The sequence below is a fragment of the Marinobacter sp. genome (assembly GCF_040904845.1).
Taxonomy (GTDB): domain Bacteria; phylum Pseudomonadota; class Gammaproteobacteria; order Pseudomonadales; family Oleiphilaceae; genus Marinobacter.
Map to the genome: position 1 here is coordinate 1 of NZ_JBBDSR010000043.1, position 22,160 is coordinate 22,160.

The 22,160-nt window shown below is 57.9% G+C and carries 19 protein-coding genes; 11 read left to right on the forward strand and 8 right to left on the reverse strand.

Annotated elements, in window-relative coordinates:
* The coding region (locus WD429_RS04640) for a multicopper oxidase domain-containing protein (RefSeq protein ID WP_368421005.1) at positions 1–638 on the forward strand (638 nt) is incomplete at its 5' end.
* Entirely contained in the window at positions 635–1,378 is a 744-nt protein-coding gene (locus WD429_RS04645) for a copper resistance protein B (protein WP_368421006.1), read from the forward strand. The genes WD429_RS04640 and WD429_RS04645, both read left to right, overlap by 4 nt.
* 10 nt (positions 1,379–1,388) lie before the next feature.
* Here the strand turns inward: WD429_RS04645 and thpD are convergent, their stop codons facing one another.
* Positions 1,389–2,294 carry an ectoine hydroxylase gene (thpD, locus tag WD429_RS04650; protein WP_368421007.1) on the reverse strand — a complete coding sequence of 302 codons (906 nt, stop codon included), beginning with the start codon at positions 2,292–2,294 and terminating at the stop codon, positions 1,389–1,391.
* A gap of 304 nt (positions 2,295–2,598) precedes the next feature.
* Here thpD and WD429_RS04655 point away from each other — a divergent pair, with 304 nt between their 5' ends.
* The 3 genes from WD429_RS04655 to WD429_RS04665 all read left to right on the forward strand — a co-directional run bounded on the left by WD429_RS04655 (position 2,599) and on the right by WD429_RS04665 (position 6,447).
* On the forward strand, positions 2,599–4,287 hold the full coding sequence (locus tag WD429_RS04655) for an HAD family hydrolase (RefSeq protein WP_368421008.1): 1,689 nt from the start codon (positions 2,599–2,601) through the stop codon (positions 4,285–4,287).
* A 352-nt stretch (positions 4,288–4,639) separates the two neighbouring features.
* On the forward strand, positions 4,640–6,316 hold the full coding sequence (locus WD429_RS04660) for a sodium:solute symporter family protein (RefSeq protein ID WP_368421009.1): 1,677 nt from the start codon (positions 4,640–4,642) through the stop codon (positions 6,314–6,316).
* Complete coding sequence (locus WD429_RS04665; protein ID WP_368421010.1) at positions 6,313–6,447, forward strand: putative transporter small subunit; 135 nt, start codon at positions 6,313–6,315, stop codon at positions 6,445–6,447. The genes WD429_RS04660 and WD429_RS04665 overlap by 4 nt, the downstream gene beginning before the upstream one ends.
* Here the strand turns inward: WD429_RS04665 and moaA are convergent, their stop codons facing one another.
* Positions 6,448–7,440, reverse strand: coding sequence for a GTP 3',8-cyclase MoaA (gene moaA, locus WD429_RS04670; RefSeq protein WP_368421011.1), 993 nt, complete (start codon positions 7,438–7,440; stop codon positions 6,448–6,450).
* A 176-nt stretch (positions 7,441–7,616) separates the two neighbouring features.
* Between moaA and WD429_RS04675 the strand changes: the two genes are divergently transcribed.
* The gene (locus WD429_RS04675; RefSeq protein ID WP_368421012.1) at positions 7,617–8,054 is read left to right on the forward strand and encodes an Rrf2 family transcriptional regulator; all 438 of its coding nucleotides are present in this window, start codon (positions 7,617–7,619) and stop codon (positions 8,052–8,054) included.
* Between the two features lie 60 nt (positions 8,055–8,114).
* Here the strand turns inward: WD429_RS04675 and WD429_RS04680 are convergent, their stop codons facing one another.
* Together WD429_RS04680 and WD429_RS04685 are read right to left on the reverse strand one after the other, a co-directional pair.
* Complete coding sequence (locus WD429_RS04680) at positions 8,115–9,194, reverse strand: fatty acid desaturase (protein ID WP_368421013.1); 1,080 nt, start codon at positions 9,192–9,194, stop codon at positions 8,115–8,117.
* Between the two features lie 24 nt (positions 9,195–9,218).
* Positions 9,219–10,322 (reverse strand): ferredoxin reductase, encoded by a 1,104-nt coding sequence (locus WD429_RS04685; RefSeq protein ID WP_368421014.1) that lies wholly within the window; start codon positions 10,320–10,322, stop codon positions 9,219–9,221.
* Between the two features lie 187 nt (positions 10,323–10,509).
* On the opposite strand from WD429_RS04685, the gene WD429_RS04690 reads away from it, so the two are divergent.
* Complete coding sequence (locus WD429_RS04690) at positions 10,510–11,139, forward strand: TetR family transcriptional regulator (RefSeq protein ID WP_368421015.1); 630 nt, start codon at positions 10,510–10,512, stop codon at positions 11,137–11,139.
* A gap of 30 nt (positions 11,140–11,169) precedes the next feature.
* On the opposite strand, the gene WD429_RS04695 is transcribed toward WD429_RS04690, so the two are convergent.
* Positions 11,170–12,627, reverse strand: coding sequence for a wax ester/triacylglycerol synthase family O-acyltransferase (locus tag WD429_RS04695; RefSeq protein ID WP_368421016.1), 1,458 nt, complete (start codon positions 12,625–12,627; stop codon positions 11,170–11,172).
* A gap of 253 nt (positions 12,628–12,880) precedes the next feature.
* Between WD429_RS04695 and WD429_RS04700 the strand changes: the two genes are divergently transcribed.
* From WD429_RS04700 to WD429_RS04715, 4 genes are read left to right on the forward strand one after another with little or no spacing between them, the layout of a single operon-like run.
* Entirely contained in the window at positions 12,881–13,777 is an 897-nt protein-coding gene (locus WD429_RS04700) for a bile acid:sodium symporter family protein (RefSeq protein ID WP_368421017.1), read from the forward strand.
* A 47-nt stretch (positions 13,778–13,824) separates the two neighbouring features.
* Positions 13,825–14,205 (forward strand): CidA/LrgA family protein, encoded by a 381-nt coding sequence (locus tag WD429_RS04705; RefSeq protein ID WP_368421018.1) that lies wholly within the window; start codon positions 13,825–13,827, stop codon positions 14,203–14,205.
* Positions 14,198–14,935, forward strand: a complete 738-nt coding sequence (locus WD429_RS04710; protein WP_368421019.1) for an LrgB family protein — start codon at positions 14,198–14,200, stop codon at positions 14,933–14,935. The genes WD429_RS04705 and WD429_RS04710 overlap by 8 nt, the downstream gene beginning before the upstream one ends.
* Positions 14,936–14,969: 34 nt before the next feature.
* Positions 14,970–17,033: a TonB-dependent receptor family protein gene (locus WD429_RS04715; RefSeq protein WP_368421020.1), complete on the forward strand. Its 2,064-nt coding sequence runs from the start codon at positions 14,970–14,972 to the stop codon at positions 17,031–17,033.
* 54 nt (positions 17,034–17,087) lie between these two features.
* Here WD429_RS04715 and WD429_RS04720 read toward each other — a convergent pair whose 3' ends face one another.
* Genes WD429_RS04720 through WD429_RS04730 form a run of 3 tightly spaced genes read right to left on the reverse strand, consistent with a single transcriptional unit; the run spans position 17,088 to position 21,895 of the window.
* The gene (locus tag WD429_RS04720; RefSeq protein WP_368421021.1) at positions 17,088–18,647 is read right to left on the reverse strand and encodes a SpoVR family protein; all 1,560 of its coding nucleotides are present in this window, start codon (positions 18,645–18,647) and stop codon (positions 17,088–17,090) included.
* Entirely contained in the window at positions 18,644–19,939 is a 1,296-nt protein-coding gene (locus WD429_RS04725; RefSeq protein WP_368421022.1) for a YeaH/YhbH family protein, read from the reverse strand. Before WD429_RS04725 ends, WD429_RS04720 begins: the two co-directional genes overlap by 4 nt.
* A 33-nt stretch (positions 19,940–19,972) precedes the next feature.
* On the reverse strand, positions 19,973–21,895 hold the full coding sequence (locus WD429_RS04730) for a PrkA family serine protein kinase (RefSeq protein WP_368421023.1): 1,923 nt from the start codon (positions 21,893–21,895) through the stop codon (positions 19,973–19,975).
* Positions 21,896–22,160: the final 265 nt, after the last annotated feature.

Sequence of the window (22,160 nt, forward strand, 5' to 3'; positions counted from 1 at the left end):
CGGAACTGCGCGCCGCACCGCTGCTGACCATGGCGGACATGGCCGGGCACATGGACCATGGCGGTATGGACCACGGTAGTAAGGATGAGGATTCCGAAATGGACCACAGTGCCATGGGCCACGGTGATATGGACCACGGTGAGAAATCGGGCCTGCCCGAAGACCCGTTCTACGCCAAAGGCAGCGGGCTGATACCCACAGCCAGCAACGGCGGCAAGTTCCTGTCCTATTCCGACCTCAAGGCCCAGAAGCCATTGTACGAGGATCGTGAGCCAACCCGCGAAATCGAGCTGCGCCTGACCGGCAACATGGAGCGCTACGAGTGGAGCATCAACGGCGTCAAATACGAAGATGCCGATCCCATCGTGCTGCAATACGGCGAGCGGGTGCGTTTCAAATTCGTCAACGAGACCATGATGACCCACCCCATGCACCTGCACGGCATGTGGTCGATCCTCGATGTGGGGGAGGGCAAGTGGAACCCCCTCAAACATGTGATTAGCGTGGCACCGGCCACCACCGTGTACATGGAAACCGAAGTAGATGCGCCGGGCGAGTGGGCATTCCACTGCCACCTGTCTTACCACGCTGCTTCCGGCATGTTCCGTAAAATTGTGGTCGAGGGAGGTGAATCATGAGTTGTCTGACCCTGTCCAAGTGGGGCCTTGCCCTCGCCGCAACTGCCATAACCACGCCGGCCATGGCCCAGGAAGACCCCGCCAAGAAAACCCAGACAGCAAAGACGTTCTGGGGTGTGTCGGCGGAAAAACTGGAATACCGTTACAGCGACTCGGATGAGGAACTGGCGGTGATCGAGGGCGGCGCTTTTTACGGCACCGATGAACTCAAGTTCCATTGGCTGTTCGAGGGCGAATGGGAAGAAGCCCACAACGCCTGGGAAACCCTGGAGAACCAGTTTGTCGGCCAGATACCGGTGGATGACTTCTGGGACGCCAAGGCCGGTGTCCGGATTGACACGCCCGAAGGCCCGGATCGGGTCTATGGTGTGCTCGGCCTAACCGGCCTGGCACCCTACTGGTTCGAGGTGGACACCAACCTTTATGTCAGCGATGAAGGCGATGCCTCGGTCGATTTTGAAGCCGAATACGAGCTGCTGATCACCAACTACTGGATCCTGTCTGCCAGCTTCGAGACCTTGGCGGCCTTTTCCGAGGACCGGGAGATCGGTGTCGGCAAAGGCCTGAACTCCACCGAGCTGGGGCTGCGCCTGAGCTACGATCTCATTGATCGGGCATTCTCGCCCTACATCGGCGTGGTGCACGAACGCAAATATGGTGATACCGCGGATCTGGCCAGGGATACCGGCGGCAGTGCCGAGGATTGGTTTGCCGTGGTTGGGGCACGAGTGATGTTCTGATACTGGCCGGCTATACCGGCTTCAGGGGCTCCGTGTTGTTCCGGTTGGCCAGAAAGTTCGGCCTCGGTTTATTGCCGCAATAGGGCTCTTCCAGCGCGTTGTGCACGCTGTTATAGACGAAAAACAGGTTGCTGAGTGGCCAGCATGACATGTTCAGGTTCGAGCCATGGAGTGTGTTGCACTCGAAAATGATCAACGAGCCCGGCGGGCCCTTGGGGGCTTCTATGGAGTTTTCACTCATCAATTTTGTCAGGCTGGCGGCATCGGGTACGCCCAGGTACTGGGATTTTAGCGATTCCTTGTAATTGTCGTGCGGTGTCCGGCCTACACAGGGAATAAAGTACTTCTGGGAACCCGGAATCAGCATCAGTGGGCCGTTGAACTCGTTGTTGTCGGTCATCACGATTGAACAGCTCAGGCAGCGCATCCGCGGCATGCCGTCTTCGCTGTGCCAGGTTTCGAAATCCGAATGCCAGTTGAACCCCTTACCCTTGAAGCCCGGCTTGTAGTTGATCCGCGACTGATAAATGTAAACGTCGCTGTCCAGCAGTTGGCGCACTATATTCAGTAGCTCGGGGTCCCGGGTCAGTCGGTCAAAGCGATCGGATATTTCATGAATACCGAAGATGGAACGAATTTCTTCCTTTCCCGGCTCCAGAACCGTGCCCTCTGACAGTTTCAGGTCTTCATCGTTTTCGTAGTCTTTAAGTTCTTTTATAAACCCGTCCATTTCGTCCTTGGAAAAAAAGGAGTCAAAGAACAGAAAACCGCGGTCGTTGAATTCATTGACCTGATCAGCAGATAGTGGGCCGTCGGAGATGCGTTCAGCGGGGGTGTGTACCACAGGGTCCAGTCGCTCAAACATCCCGAGTTTGCGCTCAAGGCGAGTGGGGAACAGGTCTTGTGGGCGTGACATGGGTGTCCTCCTTTTCTGTCGAACCACTGTGAAAGAGTTATAGATAGCATGAAGCTTTTCAAGCTTGCGGAGATTAAAGATTGATCATGAGTAAGCGGGTTCCGTGACGATCCGGTAGCGGCTGTTGGTTAAGTATGGATTATTGTTGAATTTGCGGGGCCAGTTGGTGTGGCAATCCTTTTACCATCGCTGGGAGTATTCGACCGGGTTTGCTCAGCCAAGTGAGGTTTTTTGTGCATGGGCCTTAGATGGTTTTTACTGGAGGTACATGGTTCCACGTTTCCAGTGTTCTGAGGGATTGTTGATGACCCGATTCAGCGACCGAATTCAGCCGCCGTCGATACTGATCTTCGACTGGCACGGCACGCTGGTGGACACCCACGACGCCATGTTCAGCGCGATGGAGGATATGCTGCCGCAATTGGAGGACCTGGGGCTGGTGGAGCGGCTGCTGCCTGAAGGCAAGTGCCGAACCGCCGATGACGCCCGGCTGGTGCGCTATATCCGCATATTTCGCCGGCTACATCCGCGAATTCTGGCGGAACGGCGGGTGTCGCGGACGGATATCTTCAACGCCATTTTTGGTGACGACCGCGAAGCAAAGCTGATCGCGCATGAAGCCTACAATGCCTGCTACCGCACGCACTTCGGGCAGGTGAAACCGTTCCAGCCCGGGGCCTACGAATATCTCAGCGCCCTGAAGAACATGGGCATTCGGCTGGCAGTGTCCACTAACCGTAATCGGGAATTTCTCGATCAGGAGATGAAAACCGTTGACGAAGGCCGCTGGCAGAATCTGTTTGAAGTGTCGGTGTGCGCGGATGATGTCACGGAATACAAACCCGACCCGGAAGTTCTCCTGACCGCGCTCAACCAGGCCGGCCTGCCGGCGGATGAGCGAGCCTGGTATGTGGGGGACAGCTACGTCGATATGCTCACCGCCAGCCATGCTGGGGTCTCCGGGGTGTTTTACAACGGAGCCTGCTGGGAGGCCAGTCGCATTGACAGCTGGTTTTCGTTCCGCGATGCCCCGGTTGCGATCCTAGACAGCTTTGAAGATCTGATGGATTTGCTGGCATTGCTTGAACGCACCTCGCCCGAGGTGTTCGAGCGGGCCCCGGCGGAGGTTCGTCCGCGCGCGTTTCCGCCACCCGAGCGGCCGAAGCCGCGGGTCGAGCCGGACTGGCACCCGGCCATCGCCCGCCTGGTCCGCCCTTCGGTGATTCTGTTCGACTGGCACGCCACACTGGTCGACACCCTGGACGCGATGTATCACGCGGTGGACGACATGCTGCCGGATTTTCACAAGCTCGATCTGATGGACCGGATGGTCGCCCCGGAGGACAGCAAAACCCCCGAAGACGTCAAACTCGTGGCCTATGTTCGTGAGTTTTCCAGGCTGCACCCCAAGGTAAAAACAGACCGGAAAATTTCCCGTACCGATATCTTTGAGGTGCTGTTCGGGGACGATCAGGCGGCCAAGCAGGTTGCCCACAAAGCCTTCAATCATCACTACCGCAAGCACTATGGCACGGTGAAGGCCTTTGAGCCGAGAGTGCGGGATGTGCTTGAGGGCCTGCGGCGGCTGGGTATTCAGGTGGGGGTTATTACCAACCGCGACCGCGAATTTTTCGAGCACGAACTGGCTGCGGTGGAAGACACCGGCTGGACCGATCTCTTTGAGGTCAACGTGTGCGGTGACGACACGCCACTGCGCAAGCCGCACCCCGATCAGTTATGGCTGGCGGTGCAAAAGCTGGATTATCCACCAGACCCCAGCGTCTGGTACGTGGGGGACAGCACCACCGATGTGATAGCGGCGAAACGGGCGGGCATAACCTCGGTCTTTTTCAACGGTGCCCAGTGGGACCAGCCGTGGCTCAACAAAATTTTCCCGGGCACTCATAAACACCCGGACAAGCCCGATGTGGTGGTCAATGATTTCTCGGAGTTCTGGGCGATGGTGCTGGCCTGCGAGGTCGGGCCACCGTAGTAGGCGCTTCCTATAGCGCATGCTAATTTTACGCCCTCTAATGAATGGACTTGGGGTCGATTTTTACGTATGGTCTTGCCCTCTCTCATCTGGCTTGCCTTGCTTCTGGTTAAGAGGACGAAAAATATGATGACATCTAAAGATTTGTCCGGGCTCTTGCCCCACCTTAGCTTCCCTTAGCAACTTCGAATTCGTGGCGGGAGGCACCCGTTGCTGAGTGTGCTTTGACGGCACCCTGAGTAACCGCTCCGCTGTCTGCCCGCGATATCTCCTGACACCAGCCCCCAAGGTTGAGCTTCTGTCGCTCCGGACCTCTGGTGGATATTTGTTGTTTTGATAACGAGGTTGTGATTTGAACGACTCCGGCTTTACCGAATTTTCAACACTCACTGTGTTGTTGCTGTTGGTCGCCTTCTATGGCGGCACCTATTTACTGACGCTACTGATCCGGAAAGACAAGGAAGACACGTCCGGCTTCATGGTTGCAGGACACCATGTCGGTTTTGGCATGGGCGCAGCCAGTATGACGGCGACCTGGATCTGGGCGGCTTCTTTCTATGCGGCTGCCACTTCCGGCTATACCTACGGCGTGTCCGGGCCCATCCATTACGGCCTTTGGGGTGCCCTGATGATTCTGTTCATCTACCCGTTTGGCCGCCGCTTCCGCAAGCTGGCACCCAACGGCCACACTCTGGGCGAGCTGATCCATGCCCGTCATGGTGCTTCCAGTCAGCTGATTCTGGCGGGCTCCAATATTCTGGGCAGTGTGATCAGCCTGATGGTGAACTTCACCGCAGCCGGTGCCCTGGTGGCGGTGCTGTCGCCCCTGTCTTTTGAAACGGGTGTGATTGTTGCCGGTGTCGGTGTGCTGGCTTATACCCTGACGTCCGGTTTCCGGGCATCGGTGTTTACCGACTTCGCGCAACTGGTGGCATTGATGGCGGTCGCCGTCATTATCATTCCGGCCGTGCTCTTCTCGGCCGGCGGTACGGAAGTGATGGTCGACGGCCTTAGCCTTATGACCGATCAACAGGCGAGCCTGTTCTCAATGGACGCCATCATGAACCAGGGTGCGCCTTTCTTCGTGGCGGTTCTGGCCTACGCTATCGGCAACCAGACCATTTCCCAGCGCCTGTTTGCGGTTCGCGAAAAGCACATCAAATCGACGTTCGTAACCGCGACTATCGGCTATGGCGCGATCGTTATTGGCCTTGGCATGATCGGTCTGATGGCGTTGTCTGTGGGTATGGAGCCGATCGACGGGAACATGAACAACCTGATCCCTCAGATGGTATCTACCTACCTGTCACCGTTCTTTGTGGCCCTGTTCTTTATTCTGGTTATCGGCTCGCTGTCCTCCACCGCTGACTCGGATCTGTCTGCATTATCGACCATCATGATGGCGGATGTGTATGGCAAGAACATCGCGAAGAATAACCCCAATCCCAAAATGATGATGCTGGTAGGGCGTATCACCATGATCGTCGCCACAGTGGCGGGGCTGGTGTTCGCCAGTTTCTCCCTCGATATTCTGGTGATGCTGGTGTTCGTAGGCGCGCTCTGGGGTGCGATTGTGTTCCCGGTGATCGTCAGCTGCTACTGGGACCGAGTCACCAACGCGGCCTTTACCTGGTCAGTGGTGGTGGCGATGGCGCTGTTCTGCGTTGCGCGCTTCGAGTTGCTGGAGATGACCGGGCTCACCGTGTTGACCTTTGAGGCCCTGGCGTCTGTTGGCGGTGCGGTGGTGATCGGCATGATGGTGTTTGGCTTCTTTGGCCGGGCCGCCGGTATAGTGGCTGCTGCCATCACTCTGGTCGCCATGCTGATTTTCGCCACCGGCTTCCTGCGGGATTACATGGTATTGGTCGCTTCTCTGACAGCTTATGGTGCCAGCGCGGTGGTTTGTACCGTGATGACGCTGACCAGCAATGAACGTTTTGATTTCGATCTGATCAAAAAGCGCGTCGGTGACTATGACCAGGCCGCCGTGGAAGACGATTCCGCCATGATCCCGGAGGGTGCAAAATGACCAACGAACTGGTTTACGGAGCTTATATACTGATCTGGCCGGCCATCACGCTTGTTGTACTGGGCGTGATATGCGGAGCCGTGGCACGGGATATCCGCAAAGCCCGGAATTCGGATGAAGATCTTATCTGATCAGCCTCCGGTCATGTTCATGAATCGCAAAATCTGGACATCGCCATTGCTGGAGAAGTGATGGCGTTCGGGTTTGAGATCCATGGCATTGATGATGGTGTCACGCAGCTTTTGATCGTTCTCGGGGTGGGCCCGCAAAATATGGCGCAGGTCCACCGAGTGCTCGTTGCCCAGACATAACAGCAATCGACCTTCCACCGTGACCCGAACCCGGTTGCAGGTCGCGCAGAAGTTGTGGGAATGGGGCGAGATAAAGCCGACACGGGTGTCGCTGTCCCGCATGCGAAAGTAGCGGGCCGGGCCGCCGGAGTCCTCTGGCGTGGGCAGTAGCTCATGACGCTGGGCAATGATGTCGCGAACCTCGTCACTGGTGCAAAGTACCTCGCCTCGATCATGATCGGAAATCTCGCCCAGGGGCATTTCCTCGATAAAGGTAATGTCCACGTTTTTGCTGCGCGCGAACTCGACCAGTTCCGGCACTTCCTCGTCGTTACCACCTTTCATGACCACGGTGTTGAGCTTGATGCCCTCAAAGCCAGCGGCTTTGGCGGCGTCGATGCCGTCAAGAACCTGAGCCAGTCTGCCCGTGCGGGTAATGCGATTGAATTTTTCCGCGTCGAGGGAGTCCAGGCTGATGTTCAGCCGTTTGAGCCCGGCCTTGCGCAGCGGCTCCGCCATGGTCGGCAGCTGGCTGCCGTTGGTGGTCATGGCGAAATCCCGCAGGCCGAGGCGGCCGATCTCTTTCACCAGTTCCAGTATGTCCTTGCGGACCAGGGGTTCACCGCCCGTCAGGCGGATTTTTTCTGTGCCCAGGGAAACGAACATTTTGGCCACCCGGGCGATCTCTTCCAGCGTCAAAATTTGCTGCCGGGGCAGGAAAGTCATCTCCTCGGCCATGCAGTACACACAGCGGAAGTCACAACGGTCGGTGACTGAAAGCCGCACATAGTTGACGGTGCGGCCGAATCGGTCTGTCAGAGTCGCTTGGGCCATGAACGGGTGCCCCTGTCAGATGAGTGTTTGTATACAGGATAGTCAAAGTATCGCAGATAAGTGGGACGAATCCGAATGGATGGCCGACTGGAAGACCAAAGAACCGCATTCCAATTTCCTGCGTATATCTTTGCCTGTTCTTCCGCCTCATCCAACAGCAGTATTGGAGCCTTCCCATGCACATCACCCGATATACAGATTACTCGATACGCGTACTGATTTATTTGTCCGCACAGGGTGACCGTCTCACGACCATTCAGGAAATTGCCGACAGCTATGAGATCTCAAAGAATCACCTGATGAAGGTTGTTCACCAGCTTAACAAGAAGGGGTACATCGAGACCGTTCGGGGCAAGAAGGGCGGTATGCGCCTGCACATGAGCCCGGTGGATATCAATATGGGCATTCTGGTGCGCGAATCCGAACCGGATATGAACATTGTTGAGTGCTTTACTTCAAAGAATGCCTGCCGGATTGCGCCCGTGTGTGGGTTGCAGTCGATGTTTGCGGAAGCGCTGGCCGCGTTTCTGAATACTTTGGACAACTACACCCTGGCGGATGTCATCCAGGAACAGCACCGGCCGCAATTGCTCAGGCTGCTTCAGATCGCATGATGTGAGAGGGCAGTTCGCAGCCGCCACCGCTAAACTGCGGTGGCGGCCGAAGGGGCGGGATCAGGCCATTTTCGGCGCAATACGCTGGCGCAAACGATCTGGCAGCGAGAAGCTGGCGATACGTTTCAGCACCGTGCCGTACTGCTTGGCGAAACTGCCCGTGTTGTAGTGAATGCCGTGTTTTTTGCACACCGCCTGCACTTTCTCCGAAATTTCCGGATAGCGATGAGCTGGCAGGTCCGGGAACACGTGGTGTTCGACCTGATAGCTCAGGTGGCCGCTCAGCAGGTGCACAAACCGGCTGCCGGTGAAGTTGGACGACCCGCCCAGCTGTCGCAGGTACCAGTGTCCCTTGCTTTCACCCTCACACTCCTCTTCGGTGAAGGTTTCTGCGTCCTGGGTGAAATGACCGCAGAAGATCACCGTGGAGGACCACAGGTTACGGATCAGGTTAGCGCCCACATTGCCCGCCAGCACGATAGGTGCCACTGGAAACGTGACCAGTGGGAAGAACACGTAGTCCTTGAACGCCTGGCGTCCGCCCTTGCGCAGAAATCCCTTGAGGAACGGCAGCTTGTCTTTCAGGCTGATTTCGCCCCGGCGGATACGTTCGAACTCCATTTCATGCAGCCCCACGCCCCACTGAAAGAACGTGCTCAGCAGGATGTAGTTGATAAACTGCAGGCTGTGCACGGGATGCCATTTTTCGTCATCACTCAGGCGGAGCAGGGCATAGCCGTAGTCCCGGTCCTTGCCGATGATATTGGTGTAGGTGTGGTGCTCGTAATTATGAGTCAGCCGCCAGGAATCGCTGTCGCACGCTGTGTCCCACTCGTAGGTTTGCGAGTGCAATGACGGGTCGTTCATCCAGTCGTACTGGCCGTGCATGACGTTGTGGCCAATCTCCATGTTCTCAATGATCTTGGACAGGCCCAGCGCCACTGTTGCTGCCACAAACACCGGTGGGATAAAGCCAAAAGGCATCATCACCCGGCCGCCTACTTCCAGCGCCCGGTGCAGGTGCACCACGCGGCGGATGTAGTTGGCGTCGCGCTCACCCAGGTCGGCGAGGACCTCATCGCGGATGGCGTTCAAATCGGTTTCCAGTTCGCTCAGTTGTACTTCGGTCATCTTTTTCATAGCAATCTCTCCTGTTCCAGGATGTTAAAGCTCGACAGTAACGGGGCCCTGGGGGACGGAAACGCACAATTGAATCGTCTCCTCTCCGGGCCCGGAGCTTTTTCCGGTCAATCGGTTAACCACGGTGCCGTTGGTTTTCTTGCAGCTGCACTGATGGCAGATGCCCATGCGGCAGCCGTAACGGGGTGACAGTTTGGCGGCCTCGGCGATCTCCAGTATCGGGGCGTCGCCTTCAGACGACACGCTGATGTCGCTGTTGCTGAAGCGAACGTCGCCGCCCAGGCTGTCAGTGTCCAGGGCCGCCTGAGGGGCCGCGAAGAAGGTGCTGTGCATCCGGTCTTCGGCCATGCCTCGTTGCGTGAGCAGCTCGGTTGCCAGGTCCATGAGGCCTTTCGGGCCACACAGATAGCAGCGGCGCGTTTCAACCCCGGTGATGTCGTCCAGGTCGGCTTCTTTCAGATAACGTGGGGTCTCGCTCTCATTGGTCGCAATGATGTTGAGCGTGAGCCCGGTCCAGGTCTGTTTCAGCTCGTGCAGCTTCTGCGCCGCAATGATGTCCGCCTGGGTGCGTACGAAGTACAGCAATGTCACCGGTGCCTGGTAGTCCGCTGCTGCCAGGGTGTCGAGTTGGCTCAGCACCGGCGTAATGCCGCTGCCCCCCGCGATATACAGCAGCGGCTCGGCGGCATCGGGAATCAGGAAGTCACCAAATGCCTCGCCCAGGCCAATGGTGGTCCCCGGCTCCAGGTGGTCATGCATCCAGTTGGTGACCAGGCCGCCCGGCAGGCGCTTGATGGTCAGGGTGACGGTACCGTTGTTGTGCCACTGGGCGGGTGCACTGGACAGACTGAAGGTCCGGTTGCAACGCACGCCGTCAATATCAATACAGATGTTCACATGCTGGCCGGCCTGAAAACCTGCCCAGCGCTTCGCGGGGCTGAGAACAAAGGTTTTGGTATCGGCGGTCTCGTCTTCAATGCGTTCAACCCGCGCGGGTGTGTGCTGTTGTACCCACATCGGGTTGATGCGCTCAAGCAGGGGGTCGAAGAACGCAGCCGGGTCTTCCCGGTTAAAAAGCTGCTTTCCAAGCCACTGCAGGGCAGATGTTCGTTCGGTTCTGGATAACATAATGGCTCTCTCCGTCTGCACTTGTGTACAGTTGTTTACTAATGTGTACGACTGTACACACGGAATAATGAGGCGGCAATCCGGGTTGCGTTATTGGCGCAAAATGACAAGCATCCGGTACTTTATTATTTGTGAATGTGTACACTTGTGTACTTTGTGGGATTGAGACGCGCGGTACGGTGACGGCATGGCAGAAAGACAACGAAGAAAGCCCGGAGAAACCCGGGAAAAATTGATGAGTGCAGCGTTAACACTGGTCGGCAAGGGCCGCCATTTTGCCAGCCTGGGCATCCGCGAAGTGACTCGCCAGGCCGGTGTTGTCCCCACTTCTTTTTATCGCCATTTTCGCAATATGGACGATCTGGGCCTTCAGTTGGTGGACGAGCTGGGGCTTGTGCTCCGGCGTATGATGCGCGAGGGGCGCAACAACATACTGCAGGCCGACAAGCTCATGGAAGAATCGGTCGGCATTTTTATCAGCCACGTGCAGGCCAACCGCAGTTTTTTCTTCTTCATGGCTCAGGGGCTGGCGGGTGAAAGCCGCGCGGTGCAGGAAGGCATTCGCAGTGAAATGCGTTTCTTCGCCAGTGAGCTGGCCAACGATCTGCGACGCATGAAGCTGGCGGAGCATCTGAGCGATGGGGATCTGGACATGACCTGTGATCTGGTGGTCCGCAGTGTCGCGTTCAGCCTGACCGATCTGCTCGGCGTGTCACCAGACGATGACTACCAGGTCGAGCAGATCCGAAAACGGACGACCCGCTTTCTTCAACTGATCTTCGTGGGCGCTGCTCACTGGAAGAGTGAGAGCGCCTGACGGATGTTGGGGCACCTCACCTGTCAGCCCTCAGGTTTTCGGTGTGATTTTTTTACGGGGCGTTTTTCCGGCTTTGGGCGTGGGTTTTGCCGGCGGGGGCAAAATCAGGCTTTCCAGTTCTTCCAGTGCCTCGCCGGTGTAAACCGCCAGCTTCTGCATGCTGGGCAAGGTGTCGCGGCAGCCGGTGTAACCAAAGTTCAGTGTGCCCGCGTAGCTGAGGCAGGTAATGTTGAGCGCGCCGCCGTGGGCAATCAGCGACACCGGATACATGGCCTCCAGCTTTGCGCCCTCGTAATAAAGCGTGCGCTCCGGCCCGGGAACATTGGAAATAGTCACATTGAACACCGGGCGCATACGGCCCCCCATGCCGGACATCAATTGCAGGATGTAAGGCGACATCAGCAGCATGGTGTATTGAGCCAGGGCGCTGCGGGGCAGTTTTTGCAAATGCTCCTTGGCCCGCCGGGTTGACTGTTTGATGTGCTTAAGCCGAGCCAGTGGATCGGCCTCATCGGTGGCCAGTGAGGCAATCATGAAGCTGATCTGGGTGCCCGTGCCCTCGTCGTCCGCCGGGCGGATATTGACGGGAATCCCCGCAGTCAGCGGAATGTCCGGCAGATTGTCCTGCTCCTGCAGAAACCGCCGCAGCGCCGTGCCGCACAGATACAGCACGATGTCATTCAGTGAGCCTCCGGATACGTGGGCCAGTTTCTTGAGACGGTCAAGCTGGTGGTGCTGGGTGGCGAAGCGCCGTTGGCCCGTGACCCGGTGATTCAGTGCCGACAGCGGGCCGGTGAACGGTGCGGTCAGCCCGTCTTCCGGATGGCGTGCGGAGTGAATCAGTCGATTCATCGCCTGCCAGAGCCGAGGGGCCATGTTAGCCTGAAGTTTGAGCGCGTCCATGGCCTGGGAAAAGGCGGCGGGAACGGTGGCTTCCTTATCGGTCTTGCTGCCACGGGTGCGCTCGGGCCTGACCGACCAGGGCGGACACATGCCGGTTTTATGGGGATCGGTAGTCAGCACACGCTGCAACAGCCGGACACCGCTGATGCCATCAATCATTGAGTGGTGCATCTTGGTGTACAGACCAAAGCGGTTGTTTTCCAGGCCTTCAATGACGTGGCATTCCCACAGCGGGCGGGCAAAATCGAGCGGGTTGGAATGCAGCCGTGAAACCAGGATGCCCAGTTCCCGTTCGCCGCCAGGCTTTGGCAGTGCGGAGTGGCGCACGTGATAATCCAGGTCGATGTCTTTGTCGGTCTTCCAGGCAGGAGCCACCAGGCGCCCAAGCACGCCGGAAAACGCCAGCTTTGAACACCAGGGCGGTGCGACATCCCCGGTCTCCTTCATCCGGATAACCATGTCGCGGAGAAACGTTTCAGATGCCCCTTCCGGTAAGGAAAAAATCTGCAGCGTGCCCACGTGCATGGGGGTGTCTTCAGATTCAACGGCCAGCCAGGAGGCGTCCAGTGTACCCACGCGTTTCATTCTTGTTTTATTCCTTCTCCGCGAATGCAAAAGCTGTTTCAATAAGCCTGCACGATTAGTTCAGTTGCGCAAGTATACGCAACACTTTGGGTGAATCACACGAAATAAGGTGGGCCTTGGTTCCCGGTTCTGGTTCGTGTCACCCCATCAAGTCGGTTACAGGATGTTGCCAAATGCCAGTCACGGCTCATGCCTGCCTTGTGCTACTTTCGTTAGCCGACTATCTTCATTAAAACAATAACGTGGAGGCACTGTGGAATCGAATCCACTGATTTCTGCCGGTTTACCGATTGCCCTGTTCATCATCATGATCGGCATTGGTATGACCCTCACCGTTCGGGATTTCCGCCAGGTGGCGTTGCACCCCAAAGGCATCATTGTGGGGACCGTGGCGCAGATTTTACTGATGCCCCTGATCGCCTTTGCCCTGGCCACGCTGCTGGCGGTGCCGCCGGCTATTGCCGTGGGGCTGGTCATCATCGCGGCCTGTCCTGGCGGCACTACGTCCAATCTGTTTGTACTGCTGTCACGGGGCAACATTGCGCTGTCCATCGTGCTGACCGTCAGCGCCAGCCTGATCACGATTCTGACGTTGCCCCTGTTCACCAACATGGCGCTCGATTTCTATCAGGGCACACAGGAAACCATCGTTCTGCCGGTGGGCAAAACCGTCGGCATGCTGCTGGGAATCGTGTTGTTACCGGTCGCCATTGGCATGTTGGTCCGCACCCGCAATCCCGTTATGGCCAAGAAAGCGGAGAGCGTGGTCAGCATTTTTGGCGGCGTGGTGCTGGCGGTACTGATTGTCGGGCTGATCGTCGGCGTTCGTGACCAGATATGGGACCTGCTCAAACAGGCCGGGCCGGCCACCCTTTTGCTGAATATCGCGGGTATTGCCCTGGGCCTGCTCGCCGGCCGCATGGCAGGGCTGACGCAACGTGAATCCCTGGCGGTAGCGGTGGAATTGGGTGTCAAAAACGGCACCATTGCATTAATGGTGACCCTGACGCTGCTTGAGTCCAGCGCCATGTCCATACCTGCGGCGGTGTACGGCGTGCTGATGTTCCCGATAGGGTTTGTCCTGGCGGTATACGGGCGCAGCATTATTCCCAAATCAAGCGTGAGAGAGCCAGCCGCTGTGGCGGATTGACAGAATGTTCAGGCGTGTGGTGGTTTAAAAAGGGGCGAAGCGCGAGTATGAGTTTTCTGAATGGCATTACTCTGCTGCTGGTGTATCAACTGGTGGGTGAGGTGGCGGTGCGCCTCGCCGGCCTGCCAATTCCCGGCCCGGTGCTGGGCATGGTGCTGCTGTTTCTGACGCTACTGGTTCGTGGCCAGGTTCCCGCTTCGGTGGATCAGGCCGCATCGTCGTTGCTGAGCCATCTGTCGTTGTTATTCGTACCCGCTGGTGTTGGAATGATGGTGCATTTCGGTCGTATTGCCGAGGAATGGCTGCCGATCACTCTGGCGCTGTTGCTGAGCACCGTTATTACTATGGTAGCTACCGCTCTGATCATGCAGGTTACCAGCCGCTGGTTCGCCAGGCCGCTGGAGAGCGGAGGGCAGAGCGATGAATGAGCCCGGCCTGAAGGATATCTGGGTCTACCTGTCGGCCTCACCGCTGCTGGGATTGACGTTGACGCTAGTGGCTTATGGACTGGCTTATCGCTTGTACCTGCGAACAAGCTCCAATCCGCTGGCCAATCCGGTCGTAACGTCGGTGGCCATGCTGATTGTGGTGTTGCTGGTCACCGGCACGTCGTATAGTGAGTACTTCGAGGGCGGGCAGTTTGTACACTTTCTGCTGGGGCCGGCCACGGTGGCGTTGGCGGTGCCACTGTACCAGCAGTTTTCCCGCTTGCGGCAGCTATGGCTGCCGATCACGATTTCCCTGGTGTGTGGCGTGGTGATCGCCGCCGGCAGTTCCATCGGCCTGGCCTGGTTGCTGGGCGGCTCGCCGGAGATCCAGATGTCACTGGCACCCAAATCCGCGACGGCCCCAGTCGCCATGGGGATCTCCGAGAAGATCGGCGGCTTGCCGTCCCTGACTGCCGTGTTGGTGGTGGTTACCGGTATCACCGGCGCGGTGTTGGGCACCAAGCTGTTCGAGTGGATCGGCGTGAAAGACGATACTGCCAAGGGCATCGCCATGGGCGTCGCGGCCCACGGTATCGGTACCGCGAGGGCGTTCCAGGTGAGCCCTCGCATGGGCGCATTTTCGGGCTTGGCGATGGCTCTGTCGGCGTTTGCCACTGCGTTGGCGGTGCCGTGGCTGGTGGATCTGATGCTGTTTATGGCAGGAGGCTAGAGTGGGAGTGAGGCGTCACGGATACTCGCGGCTTATGGTGATCATTGCCGCCGGTTTGTGCGGTGTGTTTCCGCTGGGCAAGCTCGCGGCACAGGATGTCGAAGAGAGTGGGCCAGCCGGCGAAATGGTGCTGGAAGTGACGTCGCCCCGTCTGGTCCGCGATCTGTATGATACCCCCGCAGCGGTCAGCGTGGTGGATGCCCCCGAGATCCGTCAGGGACAGCAGCGTCTGCAATTGGATGAATCCCTCAAAACTGTGCCCGGACTGTTTTTCCAGAATCGGTATAATTTTGCCCAGAATCTGAGGCTGTCCACCCGCGGTTTCGGGGCGCGTGCGCCCTTCGGTATCCGCGGCATCCGGCTGCAGGTGGACGGCATTCCCTACACCCTGCCGGACGGCCAGTCGCAAATTGATGCGGTCGACCTGGATTCGGCCCAGCGCATCGAGGTGATTCGCGGGCCCTCGTCAGTGCAGTACGGTAATGCTGCCGGCGGCGTCATCGACGTGACCACCGCCCGGGGAGACGAACTCCCGCCCGGTGCCCGTGTAAGGCTGGATGGCGGCAGCAAGGATTATCGCAAGGCTGCCGTGCAGGCTAATGGCAGCGCAGGAGATACCAACGCCATTGCAACCCTGTCGTGGCTGAATGTGACCGGGCACCGGGAGCAGAGCGCCGCCGAAAAAGGGCTGTTCAATGGTCGCCTTACCCACGAACTTGAACCCGGAAGACGACTGACGGCGACGTTGAATGCCCTGCATAATCCGGAATCCGAAGACCCTGGAGGTTTAACCCGGGCTCAGGCCGAGGAGGACCCGAACCAGGCCACCTTTCTGGCCAAGCGGCTGGACGCGGGCCAGAGCGTGGACCAGCAAACCCTCGGTCTGCAATACGAGGAGGCCGCCGCCGTTCCGGGGCAGTTGACTCTCAACACGTTTTTCAGTCGTCGTGACTTTGCCCAGCAGTTACCGTTTCCCGGTGCCAGTCGGGTGGCTTATGATCGCCAGTTCTACGGCATCAGCTCCGGCTACCAGCAGGATGCCAGATTGGCGGGGTTGCCGCTGGTGTGGGTCATCGGGGCCGACGTGCACCGGCAAAGCGACCAGCGCCGCCGCTATCAGGTGTCGTTCGACGGCGAGGTGAACGGACAGACTCAGGACGAAACCCAGAACGCCACTAACGCGGCCCTGTTTGCGCAGGGTGATCTGGCACTGACCGAAAAACTGAACCTGTCACTCGGTACACGCATTGATCGCCTGCGACTGTCCATCGACGATCACCGCCTGGAGGATGGCGACGATTCCGGCAGTCGCACGTTTCGCGAAGTCAGCGGCGTGGCGGGACTGAGTTACCGGCTGGCACCCAGGCACCAGATCTACGGCACCCTGGGCACCGCCTTTGAATCCCCGACCTTTACCGAGTTCGCCAACCCCGATGGCAGCGGCGGCTTCAATCCCGATATCGAACCCCAACAAGCGCTGAATCGGGAAGTGGGCTTGCGCGGTGCGATAGGCAGCGGTGTGAGTTACGAGCTGGCGCTGTTCTCCATCCGGGTGGATGACGAGATCCTGCCGTTCGAGCAGGATGGCCGAACCTTTTACGAGAACGCCGGGCGTACCAGCCGGGAGGGCATGGAACTGGGCCTGGCCTGGGATATTTCCTACACCTGGCGGGTAACGTCAGCGCTGACGCTTGCGGATTACGAGCTGCGGAATTTCACCGACGAGCAGGGCAACGACGCCAGCGGGAACCGCCTGCCGGGGTTGCCGGCGGAACACTGGGTCACCGAGCTGGAATGGCAGGGGCAGGGTAGCCGCTTTGCTACGCTGGAAACGCAATATGTGGGGGATCTGTACGCGGAGAACAGCAACCAGACCAAAGTCAGCGATTACTGGCTGCTGGGTGTGCGTGCGGGACAAGCCATCCGGCTGGCGGATCAGACGCTGAGCCTTTACGCCGGCGTTCGCAACCTTCTGGATGAAGACTACTTTGCCAATGTGCGCATCAACGCCAATTCGGACCGGCCGGTGGAGGAACGGGGATACTTCGAGCCCGGCCCGGGCAGGATCCTTTATGCCGGGCTCGAATGGCAGTTCTGAGAACGGCGGCCGCCGAATCCGGAAAGCTGGCTGTCGAGGTGTCGGTAGCGTCGGTTATTCTTCCTCCAGTTCCTGCGGGGGGCAGTGGTACTCGTTAACCACAAAACTGTCATCAACACTCTCCAGGTGCACATCAAACCCCCACAACCGATGGGCATGGCGCAGCACTTCCTCGGTTTCCTGCCCCAGCGGTACCCGGTCCACGGGAATGTGGCGCAGCGTCAGCGACCGGTCACCCCTCACATCCACGTTCCATACCTGAATGTTGGGCTCCCGATAACTGAGGTTGTACTGGCGTGCCAGCTTTTCACGCAGGGTGCGGTAACCCGGATCGTCGTGTATCGCGGTAATACGGTACACATCTTCCTCGTCGTCGTTCTGGATCGAGAACAATTTGAGGTCACGCATCACCTTGGGTGACAGAAACTGCAGGATGAAGCTTTCATCCTTGAAGTTCTTCATGGCGAAATGCAGGGTTTCGACCCAGTCAGTGCCGGCAAAGTCCGGGAACCAGTGGCGGTCCTCCTCGGTGGGGTTCTCACAGATGCGTCGCAGATCGGTGAAGATCGAGAAACCCAGGGTGTACGGATTAATGCCGGAATACCAGGGGCTGTCGAACGGCGGCTGGTACACCACGGCGGTGTGGCTCTGCAGGAATTCCAGCATGAAGCCATCGTTGACCAGGCCTTTCTCGTACATGCGGTGAATCAGGGTGTAGTGCCAGAACGTGGCCCAGCCTTCGTTCATCACCTGGGTCTGGCGCTGGGGGTAAAAGTACTGGCCGAGCTTTCGCACGATGCGGATGATCTCGCGCTGCCAGGTTTCCAGCAGTGGCGCATTTTTCTCGATGAAGTACAGGATGTTTTCCTGGGGCTCCTCCGGGAAGCGTTGTTTGCGGTGGATCGGGTCGTCGTCATCGCCCATTTTCGGAATGGTCCGCCACAAGTCGTTCAGCCGTCGTTGCTGGTATTCCTCTCGCTCCTTTTGACGGCGCAGCTCCTCCGACGCGGAAATCGGTGCCGGACGCTTGTAGCGATCCACGCCGTAATTCATCAGTGCGTGGCAGGAGTCGAGAATCTGTTCCACGGCATCCACGCCATGGCGCTCTTCACACTCGGACACGTAATGACGGGCAAACACCAGGTAATCGATGATGGCGCTGGCATCGGTCCAGGTGCGGAACAGGTAGTTGTTCTTGAAAAAGGAGTTATGTCCGTAGGAAGCGTGGGCAATCACCAGCGCCTGCATCGGCAGGGTGTTCTCCTCCATCAGGTAGGCGATGCAGGGGTTGGAGTTGATCACGATCTCGTAGGCTAGCCCCATCTGCCCCCGCTGGTAACCCTTTGACGTGCTGAGGAACTGTTTGCCGAAGGACCAGTGGTTGTAGCCTACCGGCATGCCCACGGAGCTGTACGCGTCCATCATCTGCTCGGCGCTGATGACTTCAACCTGATTGGGGTAGGTGTCCAGCCCGAACTCGGCGGCGCATTTGGCGATTTCGTCATCGTATTGCTGGATCAGCGCGAAGGTCCATTCCGAACTGGTGGAAATGGGCTCTCTGGTGCCCGGCGGCTCATTGTCCGGGGCGTTGGGACGGTCGACGATGTCGCTCATGCGGCTTTCCTCTCGAACAACTGGCGGAACACCGGGTAAATCTCACCGGGATCCGCAATTTGCTGCAGCGCGAAGCTCTGGGGGAAGCGCTCCTGAACCTTCTCGTATTCGTACCAGAGCATCTGGTGATCCTGCGGGGTGATCTCCACATAGGCGAAGTACTGCACCAGCGGCAACAGGTTGTCGGCCAACAGTTTGCTGCAGACCGGAGAATCGTCGTTCCAGTTGTCTCCGTCGGAAGCCTGGGCCGCGTAGATGTTCCATTCGGAAGGGGAATAGCGGGATTCGACGATTTTGTGCATCAACTTCAGTGCGCTGGAAACAATGGTGCCGCCGGTTTCCCGTGAATAAAAGAACTCCTCTTCGTCCACTTCCTTGGCGCTGGTGTGGTGGCGAATAAAGACCACGTCGATCTTTTTGTAGTTCTTCTTGAGGAACAGATACAGCAGGATGAAGAAGCGCTTGGCAATGTCCTTGTGCATCTGCGTCATTGAGCCGGACACGTCCATCAGGCAGAACATCACCGCGCTGGTGGCCGGTTTGGGCTGCTTCAGGTGCTGGCGGTAGCGCAGGTCGATTTCGTCGATAAACGGGATGCGCTTCACGTTAGCCTTCAGGCGCGCGATTTCCTCCTCCAGGGTCTGGATCTGGTCTTCGTGGCTGAACGCTGCGTCGAGATCGGCTGGGGCGGCTGTCAGCGCCGCAAGCTGCGCCTCCAGTTCGCGAATTTTCTTTTTGCGAGCGCCACCCAGGCCCAACCGTCGGGCATGGGCACCGCGTAACGATCGCACCACATCCAGTTTGGCCGGTACGCCCTGAGTGGAAAAACCGGAGCGCACGTACTTGAACGCTTCCGTGTCTTTCAGTTTCTTGCGGGCTAGATTGGGCAGCTCCAGATCGTCAAACAGGAACTCCAGAAATTCCTCCTGGGTGATCTGAAAGGCAAACTCATCCATGCCCTCGCCGTCGGGGCTGGCCTGGCCCTGGCCCTGGCCTTTGCCGCCACCGCCGGGCGGCTTGGGCACAGTGTCGCCTGTGATGAATTCCTTGTTGCCAGGGTGCACCACCTCCCGCTTGCCACCCTGGCCATGATGGAAAATGGGCTCATCAATGTCGCGGGATGGAATGCTGACTTTCTCGCCCCGTTCGACATCCGTGATGGACCGGCGCTGCACCGCGTCGGCCACGGCTTTTTTGATGTGATGACGATACCGGCGCAGGAACCGCTCCCGATTCACCGCGCTCTTGTTTTTGCCGTTCAGCCGGCGGTCGACTACGTGGGTCATACCCATAGCGTTACTCCAGTTCAGTGAGCATTCACTGACTTAGTGAGACTTGCGGACGCGCAGATACCATTCGGCCAGAAGCCGTACCTGTTTCTCCGTGTAGCCTCGATCGACCATACGCTCAACGAACTGCTTGTGTTTTTTCTGATCCTCGTTGCTGGCTTTCGGGTTGAAGGAAATTACCGGTAACAGATCCTCGGTGTTGGAGAACATTTTCTTCTCGATCACACTGCGCAGCTTTTCATAGCTGAGCCAGGACGGGTTGCGGCCCTGATTGTTCGCCCGCGCCCGCAGCACGAAATTGACCACCTCGTTGCGGAAGTCCTTCGGGTTGCTGATGCCGGCCGGTTTTTCGATTTTCTCCAGCTCGTCGTTAATGGACGAGCGGTCGAGAATCTCGCCGGTTTCCGGGTCCCGGTACTCCTGATCCTGAATCCAGAAGTCGGCATAGGTCACGTAGCGATCGAACAGGTTCTGGCCGTACTCGCTGTAACTTTCCAGATAGGCGGTCTGGATCTCCTTGCCGATAAAGCTGACGTAGTGGGGGGCGAGGAATTCCTTGATGAAGCGCAGATACCGCTCCTGGGTTTCCGGCGGGTACTGCTCCTGCTCAATCTGCTTCTCGATCACATACAACAGGTGAACCGGGTTAGCGGCCACTTCGGCGGTGTCGAAGTTGAACACCTTGGAGAGAATCTTGAAGGCGAACCGGGTGGACAGCCCATCCATGCCCTCGTTGACCCCGGCGTTGTCGCGGTACTCCTGAATGGACTTCGCCTTCGGATCGGTGTCCTTGATGTTCTGACCGTCGTACACCCGCATCTTGGAAAAGATGCTGGAGTTTTCCGGCTCCTTGATCCGTGACAGCACCGAGAACTGAGCCAGCATGTCCAGAGTGTCCGGCGCACAGGGCGCACCGAACAGCGAGCTGTGCTTCAGCAGCTTTTTGTAGATTTCGATCTCTTCCGTTACCCGCACGCAATAGGGCACCTTGACGATATACACCCGATCCAGGAATGCCTCGTTGTGCTTGTTGTTGCGGAAGGTCTGCCATTCCGACTCGTTGGAGTGGGCGAGGATAATGCCGTCAAACGGCACCGACCCCATGCCCTCGGTGGTGTTGTAGTTGCCTTCCTGAGTGGCCGTCAGCAGCGGATGCAGCACCTTGATCGGTGCCTTGAACATCTCCACAAACTCCATCAGCCCCTGGTTGGATTTACACAGGCCGCCACTGAAGCTGTAGGCGTCCGGGTCGTCCTGGGAATAGTCCTCCAGCATGCGGATGTTGACCTTGCCCACCAGCGCGGAAATGTCCTGATTGTTGTCGTCCCCGGGCTCGGTCTTGGACACGGCCACCTGATCCAGCACCGACGGGTACTTCTTCACCACCCGAAACTGGCTGATGTCACCGCCATATTCGTGCAGGCGCTTCACCGCCCAGGGCGACATAATGGACTTCAGGTAGCGAGCGGGAATGCCGTACTCTTCTTCCAGAATCTTCGCGTCTTCCGCCGGATCAAACAGCCCCAGCGGCGATTCGTTCACCGGCGAGCCCTTGATGGCGTAGAAAGGCACTTTCTGAATCAGGAACTTGAGCTTTTCAGCGAGGGAAGACTTGCCGCCGCCCACCGGGCCCAGCAAGTAAAGAATCTGTTTCTTCTCTTCCAGGCCCTGGGCGGCGTGGCGGTAGAAAGAAACGATGTTTTCCACGGCGTCTTCCATGCCGTAGAACTCGGAGAATTCGGGATAACGCTTGATGACTTTGTTGGAAAAAATGCGTGACAGCCGGGAGTCACGGGCGGTATCAATCAACTCTGGCTCGCCGATCGCCAGTAACATCCTCTCCGCGGCAGTGGCGTATGCCGTTGGGTCCTTTTTGCAGATCTCCAGGTATTCCTCAAGGGAGTATTCTTCCTCCTGAGTCGCTTCATACCGGTCTTTGAAGTGCTGCAGTATGCTCATAGATGGCCCCTCGCTCGCTCTCTTGTCATAAAAGACAGCTTTCAGTTCACGCAATTTCCCCGTTGCCGTTGGCTCCGCCGATATGGGCGGTGTAGTTAGTTATGGGTGGAAGATATGGATACTCCAAGCCGATGTACGCTGAGCGCTGGATATCGGCTTGGTTACTTTGAGCTTAGTTCACGCTCGGGGACTTCGACAGTGATATTACGGTTAAGGTTCATTAAATTCTGTGACTTCTTGGGTTGGGGGGCGGGGAGCGCGGGGG